The following is a 14,207-nucleotide window of genomic DNA, read 5'->3' on the forward strand; positions in this document are numbered from 1 at the left end:
TGGCTTATGCGCGCTTTTCGATATGCAGTACTTTGGGCAAGCATCTGTTGCCTGTTCGTAGGGCTCTGGCTTGAAGTTGGCGCGGTTAGGGGTGAGCTTCATCACGGTGTCCATCGGCGTGAGCTGGTCCAAAAGAAGACACCCTTACTCTCTGAGGGAATGTTGCCGAAGCCGGTACCAGGGGCAGCGAAACAGTTCGCTGCCGTATTGGTTTGGCATGATATCGTACCAAAAACCAAGCAGGTCTGGTTCGACACAACTTTATCTACCTTTCGTAGGCAGCTCGAGTTGATCCATCGAGGGGGTTTTCATGTCATTACGCTGCGTCAGTTATATGATCATCTCACGAAAGGTACACCACTTCCTCCGAAACCTATTGCGCTGACGTTTGACGATAACAATCAGGGCATCTACTACTATGCATTTCCGCTCCTACGTCGCTATGGCTATCCTGCGACCCTATTTGTGCATACTGGCTATGTGGGGGTAACGACTGACAAGCGTCATAACACTTGGGATATGCTTCGCACCATGGTGCAGAGCGGTCTGATTGATGTGCAGAGTTTAACCCAAAGCCACCCTGAAAACATTCTATTGCTATCGGACAAGCAGATCGTCAAAGAGTTAGTGAACTCTAGACGCTCTATTGAACTGCATCTAGGAATACCGGTTTACGCCTTTGTTTATCCTTGTGACAAACACGATCTGCGAGTTGCGGAAGACGTCTATCGTACAGGGTACGAGATCGCTTTCACGGAGGATAGGGGCAATGCTTGTGCCTCACCAAATCTCTACTTGGTACACCGATATGCTGCCATTCTCTGCTTTGACCAGGCGCTATCCGATGTCGCTCATGCCTGGCACTGAGTACAGGCAACGGGTAGGAGGCATCGCTCGTGCCTGTTTCTTTGCGAATTAGTTTAATTTTGCCAGCTTGAGCGTAGATCTTACTACTTAATAGTACATCATCGAAAAGAAGCATCTTTGGGGGATAGAAATGAACGAAGAGCGACATCTGTTTACTCTACATGGGGTTTGGAATGGAAACTCTGATGGCGACGGGATGCTTACCGCCCCACGGGGAACCAATCTGCCTTTTGGCGTGCCGGAGGCATTCGGGGGAAAGCCAGGGCGCACCAACCCGGAAGAGCTACTGTTAGGAGCTGTGATCGCTTGTTATAGCATTACGCTGTCTATCTTAGCAGAAAAGCGGCGTCTTCCGCTTGAACGCATCGTGGTGGATGCGGAGGGTGAGGTAATACGACAACCCAACCGAGTGCTAAAGTTTTCGGCGATCCGATTACATACGAAACTGTTCCTTGTAAATGCAGACGAGGCTCAACAGCAAACGGCGATCGAATGTGCGCACAAGGCAGAGGAGTATTGTATGATATCTTGTGCCTTGCGCGGCAATGTGGCGATAAGCGTAGAACCCGAGATCGTCAACGCTTAAAGTGGCGATGGAGTGCAGGTAGGTAAAGGAGACGCGAGTTAGGGCTTTGCGCCCTAACTTTTTTGTGCCTCGCGGGAAATCTGACATTTAGTGGAACCATTGAATATTCTCCGGTGTATTATTTACCGGTGAATAATTTCATGGTGCAAGCACAATCTTTTCTCCCAACTTGGCATCGAGGTATCAGTCATTATCAAGTGAAGCTAGGCATTGTGATGGGGCTGCTTGGCTTGCATCTATTCCCCGCCAAAGTGTGTTGGGCGGAGGAGGGATACTTCAATTCGGATGGGGTTCAAATACATTATGTTCAGGCGGGTTCTGGTCAGGCCGTTGTACTGATACATGGATGGATGGCAAGTGCCAAAATGTGGGGCACGGAACAAAGAGGTAACTCTATTTTCTGGAGCCTTTCAAAAAATTTTCATGTTATCGCTATGGATGGTCGGGGGCATGGTCTCAGTGACAAGCCACACGATCCTAAAGCTTATGGCTGTGCAATGCCCTTAGATGTTGTGAGGCTGCTAGATCACTTGCATATTCAACAAGCCTATCTTATCGGCTATTCTATGGGAGCGATTCTCACCGGGAAGATCGTCGCCTCTTATCCTCAACGTGTGCTTGGGGCGATCTTTGGAGGTGGTGCCCCAGTGGTTCGTTGGGGGCCTGAGGATTTAAAACAGAACGACGCCTTTTTAGAGAAATGGCAAAAAGATAGAGGACTTCAGGAATTGTCCGCTTTACTGTTTGGGGTACCGGATCGTACTGCTCTTGTCATGGCAAATCAAAGCCTTCGCGAGATTACTGTGAAAGAATCGGAATTGAGACGCTTTAAGGGGCCTATTTTATTCCTATACGGTGATAGGGACTCGGAGGCCACTAGGCACTATGTAGAGGCCGCTCGTCAAGCTTTTGGTCATGGGGATATCCGCGTCGTTCCTGGAGCGGATCATTTTAACACACCAATGAAACCCGAGTTTCTCAGGATGATTCTCAGTTTCCTTGATCGGGTGGAAACACCGAGCAAAGATCGCAATTATTAAAACACTATCTAATTTGTCCGAGAAATAGATGTAACAAAAACAAGGCAATGAGAAGCATGAAAACAAAGAGAAACCTTTTGCGGGACGAGGATCTTGCTCGTTCCATTCGCGAGCGCATGGAGGAAGATGATCTGTGCACACTCTTAGCTATCGAAAACCTTGTGCACCTGTTAAGAGCACACAAGGTGATCTATGAAGCGCTCGCCGCACGTTTGGTGGAATGGGAGCTTTCCCCAGCGCACTATAACTTTCTCGTCGTGCTTTACAAGGCGCCCGATAAGCAGCGCCAGATGTCGGATATTGGCGAACATATGAATGTTGCCGTCTCTCCATCCAATATCACGAAGCTGGCGGATGCGCTCGAGCGTCGCGGTCTGATTCGACGAAAGGCATGTGCACATGATCGTCGCGTGGTGCTTGCAGAGCTTACGGAGGAAGGGGAAGCGCTTATAAAGACGCTCATGCCAGAACAGTATCGTTGGATTCGGCATCTTTGGCGCGAACTGTCGGAAGAGGAACGACGGATGTTAACGCATCTTCTGCTCAAGTTACGTCAGAGCGTTGAAAAGACCCTATTGGAAACGGGCATCGAGAGGTCATTACCGATTTGTGAGGTGAGAACGGAGGAGTAAAGAAAATGAGTGACGAGAACCGCGATAGTCGCGTTTTGCTTGAGCCAGAGCAGAAAGTAGAGACCCCCTCAACCGTTTCCGATGGATTGGGGGCAGAAGAGGGAGAAGCACCAAAGCGAAAAGCCACGATAAAAGTTGTAGGTTTAGTGCTCCTGTTCTTTGCCCTCATCATTGGGGGCATCGTAGGCTATTCCTACTGGCGTTATGCCTCGACCCATGTCTCTACCGACGACGCCTATCTCACGACGGATGTCGTTCAGATAACGCCGCAAGTAAGCGGTAGTGTCGCAAAGGTTTATGTAACTGATAACCAGCATGTGCAAGCTGGACAATTGCTTGTTATGTTAGATGATTCGACCTACCGGGCGGCTGTAGAACAGGCGAAGGCAAATTTAAAGGCAGCTATTGCCGCCGCTCAAGGGGCATCTACTGGGGTTGGTCTGACCCAACAGACGACTCTGGCCCAGATTACGCAGGCAGAGGCAGGGGTGACCCAAGCACAGACCGGAGTTGAGACGGCCTCTGCAGACGTCAGCCGAGCTGAGGCTGCTTACGCAGCAGCACAAACGGGGGTGCAGACAGCTCTGCAGACTGCGAAGACCGCACAGGCAGGTGTTGTAGCGGCCGAAGCCGCTTATAGAAAGGCTTTGCAGGGTGTGCAGGCGGCTAAACAGAGACTCGCCGACGCAGAGGCTACCCTACAATCGGCGAAGGCCAATGTCGTAGCTGCTCAGGCCAAAGCAAAACAGGCGGCCACGGATGCCAAGCGTTATGATCAACTCTATCAAGAGGATGCCGTGAGTGCCCAGACGAGAGATGCCGCGGATACAGCGGCTATTGCTGCTCAAGCTGCTCTCGAAAGTGCTCAACAAGCTGTTAGCCAGGCGCAGGCTTTGGTGGGAGAGCAGCAGGCGGCCTTGAATTCTGCCCAACAAGAGGTGACAACCGCTCAGGCCAATTTACAGCAGGCTCGTGCACAGTACGCAGCAGCCCTCTATGGCATTAAGGTGGCAAAAGACAGCGCGAAGCAAGCCCAAGCCCAGTACTTAGCTGCTCAGAAGGGTGTAAACGCAGCGCGTGCGCGTGTTCAACAGGCTGAAGCTCAACTTCAGCAAGCAGAGACCGCCCCTGCCCAAGTAGCTGTGCAAAAATCAAACGCTCATACAGCTGCAGCACGTATCGCACAGGCGGCTGCTGCTTTGCATGAGGCGGAAATTCATCTGCAGGATACCCGTATCTATGCGCCAGTAACCGGCCGAGTCAATGCCAAGACCGTAGAGATCGGTGAGCAGGTTGCCCCCGGTCAGGCTCTTATGGCCGTTGTGCCAGATGATGACATCTGGGTTGTAGCGAACTTTAAAGAGACTCAAATCACCAATATGAGGCCTGGCCAACCCGCGGAGATCCACGTGGATGCGTTTCCTGGTATAACCTATCACGGACATGTGGACTCGTTAGCATCGGGTACGGGAGCGGTGTTTACCTTGCTACCACCCGATAATGCGACAGGGAATTTTACCAAGGTTGTGCAGCGAGTACCTGTAAAGATCGTATTCGATCCGAAACAACCAGGATTGGACAAGTTGCGTGCAGGACTTTCTGTAGAAGTTAGCGTGAAGGTAAAGTAGGGCTTCTCATTTATTTATAGGATCTGCTGGGGCGGGTTCGTGCTAAGAACCCGCCTTTGTGCTCTGTGGATGAAACGATAGGAACACTGGAAGTGGTGGCAGGGTATTATGAATCAGTAAGTATATTGAGGAAAGGAAACAAATTCTTCTTGATGAGAGTCCGCACAGCAATAGGAATGGGGAGTTTATTAGTCGTGCTTGCTGGGTGCCAAAGCGTTAATACGGCTCCGGCAAACAGTGGTTCAGCATCACGTGGCAATACACCTGATGCGTTTGCTGGAACGAACGTGGCTACGTCTCCTGCCGCTCCTTCTGAGGAAAAGAAGCCCACGCTATCTCAAGCACTCGCCGAGGCCCCGATGGACGATCCCTCTTTAAAGCCTTTGGCGCAGAAGTATGCGCAGGCAGAGGCTGCTCTTAAGGCACATCCCAATGACGCGAATGCAAAGAAAGCCTATGTCAATGCAGCCTATAACTACGCGCATACTATCGAGTATGTAAGCGACAAACTTGAGCCGGTGATCAAGTATCGTGCTGCGCTATTACTCTATCGCAAGGCACTTGCCGTAGACCCAAATAACGCGCCCTGCGAGCGGGAGAAAGACCAGATCGAGGCCATCTACCGCACTATGCCTGGGGGTGTTCCTCAGGAGTAAGGAGGCCGAGCATGAGGTTTTGGCAAAAAATATTTGGCATAAGCCTCTTTGTTCTTTTTGGGTTTGTTGGGAGCTGTACTCTTGGATTCGCTCAGGGAGACGGAAATGAGACGCCGATGCCTATGCCCTCAAACCCTTTGAAGCTAACATTGAAACTCGACAAACAGACCTATAGTCCCGATGAACCGATCGTGGTACAGTTTCGGGTAACCAACGTCTCTAAAACCTCACAGCGGCTGGCTTTTGCCACAACTCAGCATTACGATTTTGAGATTCATGCTGGAGATGTAAAAGGTCCTGTGATCTGGCGATGGTCGAAGGGAAGGTTGTTTGGGCAGGTGGTTCTACAGCAAACACTTGCGCCTGGACAGGAGATCCTCTACAAAGAGACGATCTATCCTCAAGATGCGAAACATCCGGAGGGCATTCCGCCTCTCAAACCAGGAAAATACACACTGTTGGCCATTCTGACAACGATGCCGCGCACGGCGCGCCCATCGGTTTCTTGCACGTTTGAGGTGAAAAAATAGTAGGCTATCCGCCCCGCGCCCAGCGGAGACCGGTGTAGAGGCGATATCCATAGCATTTTGCAAGATAGATCGTCGCAATAGGGTGCCTATAGAGTGGGCGTCGGTAGAGATGGACGGGCGGTAACCACTGAACCCGTGCAAAAACCTTATGCAGATCGGCATCGTTCGCTTTGCCCGCATTGATGAAGATCGAGTTTTCACCGATATGTCGTTTCAGTTGTTGGACGTAGGCCGCATACATATCGAGCCGATAGTGGAGGAAGAGATCGTAAGTGGGCGGATGGTCGGGCAAATAGAAGGCCATGAGGGCGATATATTGATAGCCATTGCCTGAAATGAAAACCTTATGCCCCTGCATCTCCATCTCCGAGCGAATTTGCTGTACTTTTTTGGCAAGCGTGCGCCATCCAAAAGCTGTATTTGTAATGTCGGACTTAGGTGGAATGTGGATGCCAACGGCCAGGCGCAGTCGAGGAAAGAAAAGAAGCAGCGTGAGAAATGCCGTGGAGATAGCAGCAAGGCTAAACCAAAAGATATTGGTGAACGGTTTGCGCTGCTTTTCAACGGAGAGGTAACGGCCGACCCAAAGAAGACAAAGAGAGGGATAGGCAAAAGGAACCCAGTTAGCCTGCACTTTGGTTTTGAAGGCCAGAAGGCAAAACAGGAGCAAGGAAGGCAGACCCATGAAGGCCAGAAATCGGTGTGGTAACGGCGCCTTTGTACACAAAGCAGAGAGGCTCGCACCGAAGCTACCCAAAAAAATAACTGGTCCTATAAACAGGGCTTGAGAGGCTAGAAAATCCCCAAAACGATGCAGTGGATTTCCTCCATGATGGTGGACTAAGAAAAAGAGATGCAAGAAGGTCCACCAATGATGCTGCGCGTTCCACCATAGGACGCCGCTATACATGACCAACATAATACCAAGGGCAGCGTAAGGTTCCCAGCGCCTTAACCAGAAACGCTGGGGCGGTGTAAGGAGAAGGTAGAGCAGAAGGCTTCCGGGCAGAAGAAGCAGGGTGTGTTTGCTTAGCAGTCCAAACCCGCAGAAGATGCCTGCGATGAGCCATGCTCGACGTTGTTGAGCGGAATAGGGGCTGTAGACAAAGAGGGCTTTTGCTATCTGAAGAAGGGTAAGTGTCCAGAAAAAAACAAGAGGAGGGTCGTAGGTGGCAATTTGACTGCCGACCGCAACTAGGGGAGATAGGGCTAATAAGACGAGGGTGAGGAAACCGACTTGTGGCGAGAAGAAAAGAAGGGCGAGCTGATAAACGCAGAGAAGCGTCCCAGCCGTTAGCAGGCAAACGCCAATACGAACGCCAAATTCATTTGTACCAAAGATCGCCGTGGTAAGGCGAATAAGATAGGCGATGAAGGGGCCCTGATCGTAGTAACCAAGTGCCAAATGTCGTGACCAATCCCAGTAGTAAGCCTCGTCGGGAACGAGATCAATGGCTTTAAGGAGGGGGAGGCGTAGCAGGGTGGTAATAAGCAGAAAGAGAAGCGCAGCAAGATGAATTTTTTTTGTTTGTAGTGGGCGATAGGAGGGGGTTTGCATTCTCAATTACCTGTAGCGAACAGTTCGTCGCTAAGCGGCTCGTCCACGCGAATTTTCTCAAGTTCCGTATCGGCTGCGATGTTGCCTTCAGCGTCGCGAACTTGAATGTGTGTAGGTATCCAGAGAGAAGGGGCCACTTGGCGCGGCATAAGATAGCAAAACGCTGCCTTTAGCTTGCCATCTGCCGAGTACCATTCTCGTTTGACGACAAAGTGTTTTTCCGGATCGAGCCAAATACGGTAGAAGGTACTATTGGGATGATGGATATAGTGCAATTCGAAGACAAGGAGCTGATGACCCTGCTTGTCATCTGTCTGAACAAAATGCGCTTGCATAAAATCTAATGTCTCGGAAGTGATCAATCCTACATATTCAAGAAGCGACTGACGCTGAACGGGGTGATCTGTTAGGTCCTCCTTTTTTCTTAGATGCAGTTTAGGCACGGCGTAGAAGCGGTAGGGGCCGTTATAGATCAGTACCGCATCTCCAAAGGCTGTGGATTGTCCGTCGAGTCGCAGCTTATCAGGCGCTTTGTAGAGTAAGAGCAGTTTATGAATAGCATAGTTGCGTGCAAAATCAGGGCCGATATGTGCTAACACCTCAGAATTGCTAGAGGTGATATGCAGGATCGCTTCGAGAGATTTAAGATCGGTAAGTTGGGAGACGAGGTCAGGGTCGTTAGGTGCTTTGCGAGTTATGATATGCTGTGCGCGCAGGGAAGAGCCAACAAAGCATAGGAACAGAATAAAGCACAGGAACGGCCATGGGGAGACATCTCCTTTCCGAGACTGCAGAGTGGCCCTCCTAGAGCCTGCTGAGATATGCAACTGTCCTATCTCCTGAATATAGAATCGTGTCTATTTAACGTATAATTACAGGCACAAGGATTTTCAGTAGACAGCCTGTTCATCGTTAGTATAGCCTTTAGAGAGGCGGAATGTCAAAACAGTATTCGGAGGACTGGGGTGCGTCGTAATAATAAAGAAAGGGTGAGAATGAAGCAGACATCAAATTGGCGATATTGTTGGTGGTTATTCATCTCTCTATTTATTCTTGTAGCCTATGGGGCAGCCTATGGGGAGGATATGCGCCATGTTGCTACGAGCGGCCTGTTCGCTCATGGGGTGGACCCCTGGCTCTTGCCCTCTAAACCGCATACTTTATGGGAAGGCAACCATCTCATCGCTATTGTGCGAGGAAATCCACAAAGAAAAGAGATCGCACTAACCTTTGATGACGGTCCTCATCCACTGTTCACACTACGCCTCTTGGCGTTGCTCAAGATGCTTCATGTGCGCGCCACTTTTTTTGTGGTTGGATGGAAGGTCGATCAGGCACCATGGGTGCTACAGAGAATGCTTGAGGATGGGAACGAGATCGGCGACCACACCTATCATCACTTCGATCTGAAGTCAGGGCCGCCAGAGTTGACAGCAGCTGAGATCGAGATGTGTAACGATGCCATCTATCGGGCTTGTGGCTATACGCCGCTCTTTTTTAGGCCCTCTGGAGGGCAGTTCGATCCTGCTGTGATCCATGAAGCGGCGGCGCACCACATGATCACGGTGTTGTGGACAGACGACCCGGCCGACTATGAGAGTCCCCCTGCCGATGTCATCGAAGACAGGCTGCTTCATCATGTAAGTCCTGGAGCTATCATCCTATTGCATGATGGTATTGAGCAGACCTATGAGATGCTCCCTGATTTTATCGAGCGTATGCGCCGTGCGGGCTATACATTTGTTACCCTTCGTGAAATGATTGAACATTTGGATAACACTCCCCATGCCGAGAGAGTTCAACTTGCCTCCTTCCGAAGATTCAACACCAGAACCAAATAGACCGGAACTCGATACCGTTAATTGGGATGAGCCAAGGCAGCAACCCGTCTTCTATGATGCGGGACAGCGGCGTTGGCGAGTGGTGCGTCGCGTGCTGTTTCTGACATTCGGAGCAGTTTTTGCAGGTTTTGTTGTACTGGTAGTAAGCCTGTTTGCTAGGCCTTTAGTACCTTATACAGCTTTACCTAAGTTAGCACCCGTGCGCGATGTGGGAAATTTAGATCCTATTGCCACAGAGCATGCTGTCTTTAAACGACACGAGCTCGACGTGAAGTTGCAGCGAGACAAGCAAGCTTTACTGGCCATCCAGAAGGAACGGCGCATGTTGCGGTTGAGGCGTCATGAACGAGCTCAAGCCTATCTTCGTCTGTTGGCAGCGCAGGCACCGAGGATGTTAGACCGAGGTGGGCCTGTGGTCGCCGGTTTTTATGTGGATTGGGAGCATACTTCGATTGTCTCTGCTGAGCAGCACATAGATAATTTAACTCATCTCATTCCAGAATGGTTGCATCTGAAGCCCTCCGGCTTCGATTATGCGGATCCATCACAGGTTCCTTTTGTAGATGCGCGACCGAAATCGGATGGAGCCTTAATTCAGCTGGCGCGTGCACACCATGTAGCGATTCTTCCTCTCATTAACAATTATACGAGTAGGCCTGGACAAGAGCTAGGCGATGGGCAATGGGACACCAATGCCGTGGATGCATTGGTGACCGATGCGGACGCGCGGGCGAATTTTATCTCTCAATTGCGCCTTTGGCTGCTCGACCATCACATGCAAGGGATAAATATTGACTTTGAGCAAATAGATGTTGATGATCGAGAGGCGCTTGTCGAGTTCATGCGCGAGCTGTATCGTGCTCTACATCCTTATGGTCTCTTGGTTACACAGGAGGTAGAGCTAGAGAATCAAGCTTATGATATTCCAGCACTTGCGCGATGGTGCGATTGGATTGTGCCGATGTTCTATGACGAACATGCTGGAGGCACTTCTCCGGGGCCGATTGCCGGGATAGATTGGACACGGCATGATCTAAAGCTGTTGTTAGAGAAGGTCCCGCCGCAAAAGGTTGTGATGGGCATTGGGAACTATGCCTACAATTGGGTGGACGAGCCAGGGCAGACCGATGCGGTGTCGTTAAGTTATCAAGAGGCTGTCGAGACCGCGCGTGAAAGCCAGCCTGATGCTGTGGTACATCTCGATCCAAAGAGCTTAAACCCTGTATTTTCCTACTGGGAAGATGCTGTGGATGCCTCTGGCAATCGGTTTGCTCAGAAGCACGTGGTTTGGATGCTTGATGCGGTTAGCGCCTATGACCAACTCGTTATTGGACGAAAATACCATGTGCGCGGGGGCGCGCTATGGGTTTTAGGCGACGAAGACCCAACTATCTGGAGTTTCTATCACAAGGCGTTATGGCATGGCAATTGGGAACAGATCCTTGCAAAGGGTGCCCTAGACCGAATCGTTTTTGCCGGTGCAGGCTTAGTGGATTTTGATGGTGAGGGGGCTTTACTACAACCAAAGGCAGAACCGCATGTTGGTGAGAGGACAGTAACTCTGGATACACAAACGGGGCTAGCGGTAGCGGAGGCCTATCGCAAGGATGCGCAAGGGCACTTTCTTTTTCCTACATCGTATCTTATCCGGCGCTATGGAGGGGCCGACAATTTGCGACACAAAGAGGTGCTTCTCACTTTCGACGACGGTCCCGATCCCGAATGGACTCCCAAGATCTTAGATATTCTGAAGCGGTACCGGGTACCAGCGGTCTTTTTTGTTTGTGGTCGGAATGCGGAAGCATTTCCCTATCTCATAAAGCGAGAGTGGGAAGAGGGGCATTTAATAGGCAACCATACCTGGGATCATCCCGAACTTGACGAATTGCCTGCGGCGCAACAAATTGTGGAGTTAAACGCAACACAGCGTGTGATACAGGCGATCACGGGGCACTCTACAGTCCTTTTTCGACCTCCTTATGGAGGAGACGTTGAACCTACCACGGGAAGTGAAATACGCCCTCTGGTGCTGGCGGGAAAGCTTAACTATATCACGGTGGGAGAGATGGATGACCCGCAGGACTGGCGTTTATATGATCTAAAGCCGGGTACGGGCACTCCTGATCCCTCCCGGCCGCGCTCCGTTGAGTCCATAGTCAACGATGTTCTGAACCAGATCGGTTCAGGAAGTGTTGTGTTGCTTCACGATGCTGGAGGGGATAGAAGTCGAACGGTGGCAGCTTTGCCTCAAATTATCACCCGTCTGCGAGCACGTGGTTACCGATTTGTCGATCTTCCCCATCTTGTTTCTATTCCCCGAACACGACTTATGCCACCGGTTACAGGAAAAGATGTTGTCCTAGCTGGAACCGATCACTATGTCTTTTTGTTCTCTTACATCTTTCAACGCGTGCTCACCACACTGTTTCTGCTCTCCATCGTACTTGGAATAAGTCGCGTTCTGATTCTCATGCTTTTAGCTATTCCGCAGTACTTCAAAGAGAAAAGGCGGGTATTTCCTACGAGGTATCAGCCTACGGTCTCTGTGGTGATCGCTGCTTACAACGAGGAGAAAGTGATTTGCAAGACGGTGGAGGCATTGTTAGCTAGCGACTACCCAAATCTCGAGATCGTGGTCGTAGATGATGGTAGTAAAGATAAAACGGCAGCACTTGTACAAGAGCGTTTTGCCGGTGTGCCGAATGTGAAACTGATCCGTAAGCCGAATGGAGGCAAAGCTTCCGCCTTAAATCGGGGAATTCGAGAGGCATGTGGAGAGATTATCGTTTCGCTTGACGCGGATACATTGTTCGCGCCTGACACGATTTGGAGATTGGTTCGCCATTTTGCCGACCCACAGGTAGGAGCCGTTTCAGGAAACGTTCGGGTTGGCAACGCGCGAAATCTCATCACGAAGTGGCAATCCTTAGAGTACATAACAAGCCAGAATTTCGATAGACGTGCCTATGATCTTCTCAACTGCATTACTGTGGTGCCTGGTGCTGCTGGTGCGATAAGGCGATCTGCTTTAGTGGAGGTTGGCGGGTATACATCGGATACTTTAGCCGAAGATACCGACCTAACTTGGAAGTTGCGTCGAGCCGGTTGGCGTATTCGGAATGACAGCTCTGCGTGGGCCTACACAGAAGCTCCCGAGCATTTAAATGCTCTAGCAAGGCAGCGCTTTCGATGGGCTTTCGGTACCCTTCAGTGTCTATGGAAACATCGCCACGCGTTGTTCGAGGAAGGCACCTTTGGTTGGGTCGCACTGCCAAGCTTATGGGTCTATCAAATTCTCTTTCCCGCCGTATCACCCTTCATGGACATTGGAATTCTGTATGCGTTGATAGAACATAACTTTATCGCCTTCGGATCGCTTTTTGCGTTAATGACGGGCATTGAGATGCTAGCAGCTTGGATAGCGCTGTGCATGGATCATGGCAATCGGCGCTTGCTTTGGTACTTACCTCTGCAACGCTTTGTTTATCGTCAATTGATGTATTACGTGGTCTTGAAGTCGCTTTGGGTAGCCACGCGCGGTTCGGCTGTGGGGTGGAACAAGCTAGAGCGAAGCGGCACGGCTCAGTTGGGCATAAAAAAGCCTTTGCCTGTACCTGGGGTCAAAGAGACGGTTACGCCAGAGCTGATCGAACCACCAAAGGCCGGCAAGTTGTGAGAGCTAGCAATGGGCTAACCACTTAATTAGCAGATGACGGGTCGAAGCGCTGCCCCGCCATGTCCCATAGGGTGTTCTCCCACCCAGCGTTCATCTACCGGCTCTGAGGCGAGTTGGTAACGTGAGTCGGTAGACAGACGAATGCGCTTTGAGCGATTATCGAGGCTTGCATGCACGAGATACACGTTAAAAGCAAGGAGGTCGCCCATACGGAAGAGAGGCGACGTAAGCCAACGCCCTCCTAGATGGTCTCGAAGGCGCGATGGGTTCTTGGAAAGCATTCCAAAGGCGCCAGTGCCCGGCCTCTTATCGGGGCGGTTTTCACACCAGGTATCCACATCTTTTTGGCAATAGACCTCTCTAAGGCGGGAGTGTTTGTGGGAGTTTTCCAGTATCATAAGGCCGCCTTCCATAAGGTCTATATCGTCTATAGGTGTCCAGGAAGTAAAGAGGTTATGGGTGCCTCGTCCCATATAGACGATATCGCAATGAGGGGGTGTAGAGTTTCCAGGGCTTACGGCGCGGACCCAGGTGTAGTCGAAGTGACGGACTTCACCGCCAAGAAGTTGCTCGTAAAACTTCATCATGCGCCCCGAGTAGAGAACCTGCCAGAGCGAAGGGTTATCATGAGCTAGTTCTGGCATGAAGCCAACGTTGATGCCCTCTTTGGCAATGGCTTCCATTGGGTCGGTGTCCGGCTGAAGCAGTCCTTTTTCTGCAAGGCGTTTCGTTAGTTCACGGCGTGCTTCTATCACCTGTTGGCGATCAAGGTAGCCGGGGAGATAGAGATAGCCCTCTTCTGCCATACGCTGGCGCAATGCTTCTGGGTCGTCGGCGATATCCGAAGAGTCGCGAAGCCAGCCAAATTTGTGAGGCGAGGTATCTATCGGTTTGTGTAGGCATGTGAGCGCAGGAAGCGATGCAGTAGACATTTTTATCCTCCGTACTATTACTGATCGTTATCCTCTGCTGTATTGGAAGAATCGTCGTCAGTGTCCTGACTAGGGGCTGCAGGTTGAGCTGAAGCTTGGTCGGTAGCTGCGTCAGGATTATCTGCCTTAGGTTTTAGTCCAAAGTAGCTAAGGGCTTGGTCAGCTAACTCTTTCGCCTTATCACCAAAATGCGATTCGGCCTCGGTTTCAACTTCGTCAGCGAGAAGCTTTTTAATTTCGTCGTCCATAGCGAACTCCTCT

Annotated in this window: 13 protein-coding genes; 9 read left to right on the top strand and 4 right to left on the bottom strand. The window is 50.7% G+C overall.

Annotated features, from left to right (window positions below; translation table 11 throughout):
• Window positions 1–6 precede the first annotated feature (6 nt).
• The 7 genes from CCALI_RS01540 (at window position 7) to CCALI_RS01570 (ending at window position 5,939) form a co-directional block, all read left to right on the top strand.
• Window positions 7–867 carry a polysaccharide deacetylase family protein gene (locus CCALI_RS01540; RefSeq protein WP_016481710.1) on the top strand — a complete coding sequence of 287 codons (861 nt, stop codon included), beginning with the start codon at window positions 7–9 and terminating at the stop codon, window positions 865–867.
• A gap of 130 nt (window positions 868–997) precedes the next feature.
• Window positions 998–1,453, top strand: coding sequence for an OsmC family protein (locus CCALI_RS01545; RefSeq protein WP_016481711.1), 456 nt, complete (start codon window positions 998–1,000; stop codon window positions 1,451–1,453).
• Window positions 1,454–1,566: 113 nt separating this feature from the next.
• Window positions 1,567–2,493, top strand: coding sequence for an alpha/beta fold hydrolase (locus CCALI_RS14620; RefSeq protein WP_155850442.1), 927 nt, complete (start codon window positions 1,567–1,569; stop codon window positions 2,491–2,493).
• 56 nt (window positions 2,494–2,549) lie between these two features.
• Window positions 2,550–3,125 (top strand): MarR family winged helix-turn-helix transcriptional regulator, encoded by a 576-nt coding sequence (locus CCALI_RS14625; RefSeq protein WP_016481713.1) that lies wholly within the window; start codon window positions 2,550–2,552, stop codon window positions 3,123–3,125.
• 5 nt (window positions 3,126–3,130) lie between these two features.
• Window positions 3,131–4,753 carry an HlyD family secretion protein gene (locus CCALI_RS01560; protein WP_016481714.1) on the top strand — a complete coding sequence of 541 codons (1,623 nt, stop codon included), beginning with the start codon at window positions 3,131–3,133 and terminating at the stop codon, window positions 4,751–4,753.
• A 152-nt stretch (window positions 4,754–4,905) separates the two neighbouring features.
• Window positions 4,906–5,409: a hypothetical protein gene (locus CCALI_RS01565; protein WP_155850443.1), complete on the top strand. Its 504-nt coding sequence runs from the start codon at window positions 4,906–4,908 to the stop codon at window positions 5,407–5,409.
• An 11-nt stretch (window positions 5,410–5,420) separates the two neighbouring features.
• Entirely contained in the window at window positions 5,421–5,939 is a 519-nt protein-coding gene (locus tag CCALI_RS01570) for a BsuPI-related putative proteinase inhibitor (RefSeq protein ID WP_016481716.1), read from the top strand.
• Between the two features lie 4 nt (window positions 5,940–5,943).
• Here the strand turns inward: CCALI_RS01570 and CCALI_RS01575 are convergent, their stop codons facing one another.
• Both CCALI_RS01575 and CCALI_RS01580 read right to left on the bottom strand, forming a co-directional pair.
• Window positions 5,944–7,497 carry an ArnT family glycosyltransferase gene (locus CCALI_RS01575; protein WP_016481717.1) on the bottom strand — a complete coding sequence of 518 codons (1,554 nt, stop codon included), beginning with the start codon at window positions 7,495–7,497 and terminating at the stop codon, window positions 5,944–5,946.
• A 2-nt stretch (window positions 7,498–7,499) separates the two neighbouring features.
• Window positions 7,500–8,324 (bottom strand): outer membrane lipoprotein-sorting protein, encoded by an 825-nt coding sequence (locus tag CCALI_RS01580; RefSeq protein ID WP_016481718.1) that lies wholly within the window; start codon window positions 8,322–8,324, stop codon window positions 7,500–7,502.
• Window positions 8,325–8,492: 168 nt separating this feature from the next.
• Between CCALI_RS01580 and CCALI_RS01585 the strand changes: the two genes are divergently transcribed.
• Window positions 8,493–9,338, top strand: a complete 846-nt coding sequence (locus CCALI_RS01585) for a polysaccharide deacetylase family protein (RefSeq protein ID WP_052572306.1) — start codon at window positions 8,493–8,495, stop codon at window positions 9,336–9,338.
• On the top strand, window positions 9,301–13,014 hold the full coding sequence (locus tag CCALI_RS01590) for a trifunctional glycoside hydrolase family 18/polysaccharide deacetylase/glycosyltransferase family 2 protein (protein ID WP_052572307.1): 3,714 nt from the start codon (window positions 9,301–9,303) through the stop codon (window positions 13,012–13,014). Before CCALI_RS01585 ends, CCALI_RS01590 begins: the two co-directional genes overlap by 38 nt.
• Before the next feature lie 26 nt (window positions 13,015–13,040).
• Here the strand turns inward: CCALI_RS01590 and CCALI_RS01595 are convergent, their stop codons facing one another.
• Window positions 13,041–13,946, bottom strand: coding sequence for a phytanoyl-CoA dioxygenase family protein (locus CCALI_RS01595; protein WP_016481721.1), 906 nt, complete (start codon window positions 13,944–13,946; stop codon window positions 13,041–13,043).
• A 17-nt stretch (window positions 13,947–13,963) separates the two neighbouring features.
• Window positions 13,964–14,194 (bottom strand): hypothetical protein, encoded by a 231-nt coding sequence (locus CCALI_RS01600; protein ID WP_016481722.1) that lies wholly within the window; start codon window positions 14,192–14,194, stop codon window positions 13,964–13,966.
• Between the last annotated feature and the right edge of the window lie 13 nt (window positions 14,195–14,207).

Origin of the sequence: Chthonomonas calidirosea T49 (assembly GCF_000427095.1) — a bacterium.
Lineage (GTDB): Bacteria > Armatimonadota > Chthonomonadetes > Chthonomonadales > Chthonomonadaceae > Chthonomonas > Chthonomonas calidirosea.

Excerpts from the sequence above, each read along its gene's own strand:
- CCALI_RS01565 (WP_155850443.1), top strand. The coding sequence starts at position 4,906 with ATGAGAGTCCGCACAGCAATAGGAATGGGGAGTTTATTAGTCGTGCTT.
- CCALI_RS14625 (WP_016481713.1), top strand. The coding sequence starts at position 2,550 with ATGAAAACAAAGAGAAACCTTTTGCGGGACGAGGATCTTGCTCGTTCC.
- CCALI_RS01545 (WP_016481711.1), top strand. The coding sequence starts at position 998 with ATGAACGAAGAGCGACATCTGTTTACTCTACATGGGGTTTGGAATGGA.
- CCALI_RS01575 (WP_016481717.1), bottom strand. The coding sequence starts at position 7,497 with ATGCAAACCCCCTCCTATCGCCCACTACAAACAAAAAAAATTCATCTT.
- CCALI_RS01560 (WP_016481714.1), top strand. The coding sequence starts at position 3,131 with ATGAGTGACGAGAACCGCGATAGTCGCGTTTTGCTTGAGCCAGAGCAG.
- CCALI_RS01570 (WP_016481716.1), top strand. The coding sequence starts at position 5,421 with ATGAGGTTTTGGCAAAAAATATTTGGCATAAGCCTCTTTGTTCTTTTT.
- CCALI_RS01540 (WP_016481710.1), top strand. The coding sequence starts at position 7 with ATGCGCGCTTTTCGATATGCAGTACTTTGGGCAAGCATCTGTTGCCTG.
- CCALI_RS01595 (WP_016481721.1), bottom strand. The coding sequence starts at position 13,946 with ATGTCTACTGCATCGCTTCCTGCGCTCACATGCCTACACAAACCGATA.
- CCALI_RS01585 (WP_052572306.1), top strand. The coding sequence starts at position 8,493 with ATGAAGCAGACATCAAATTGGCGATATTGTTGGTGGTTATTCATCTCT.
- CCALI_RS01600 (WP_016481722.1), bottom strand. The coding sequence starts at position 14,194 with ATGGACGACGAAATTAAAAAGCTTCTCGCTGACGAAGTTGAAACCGAG.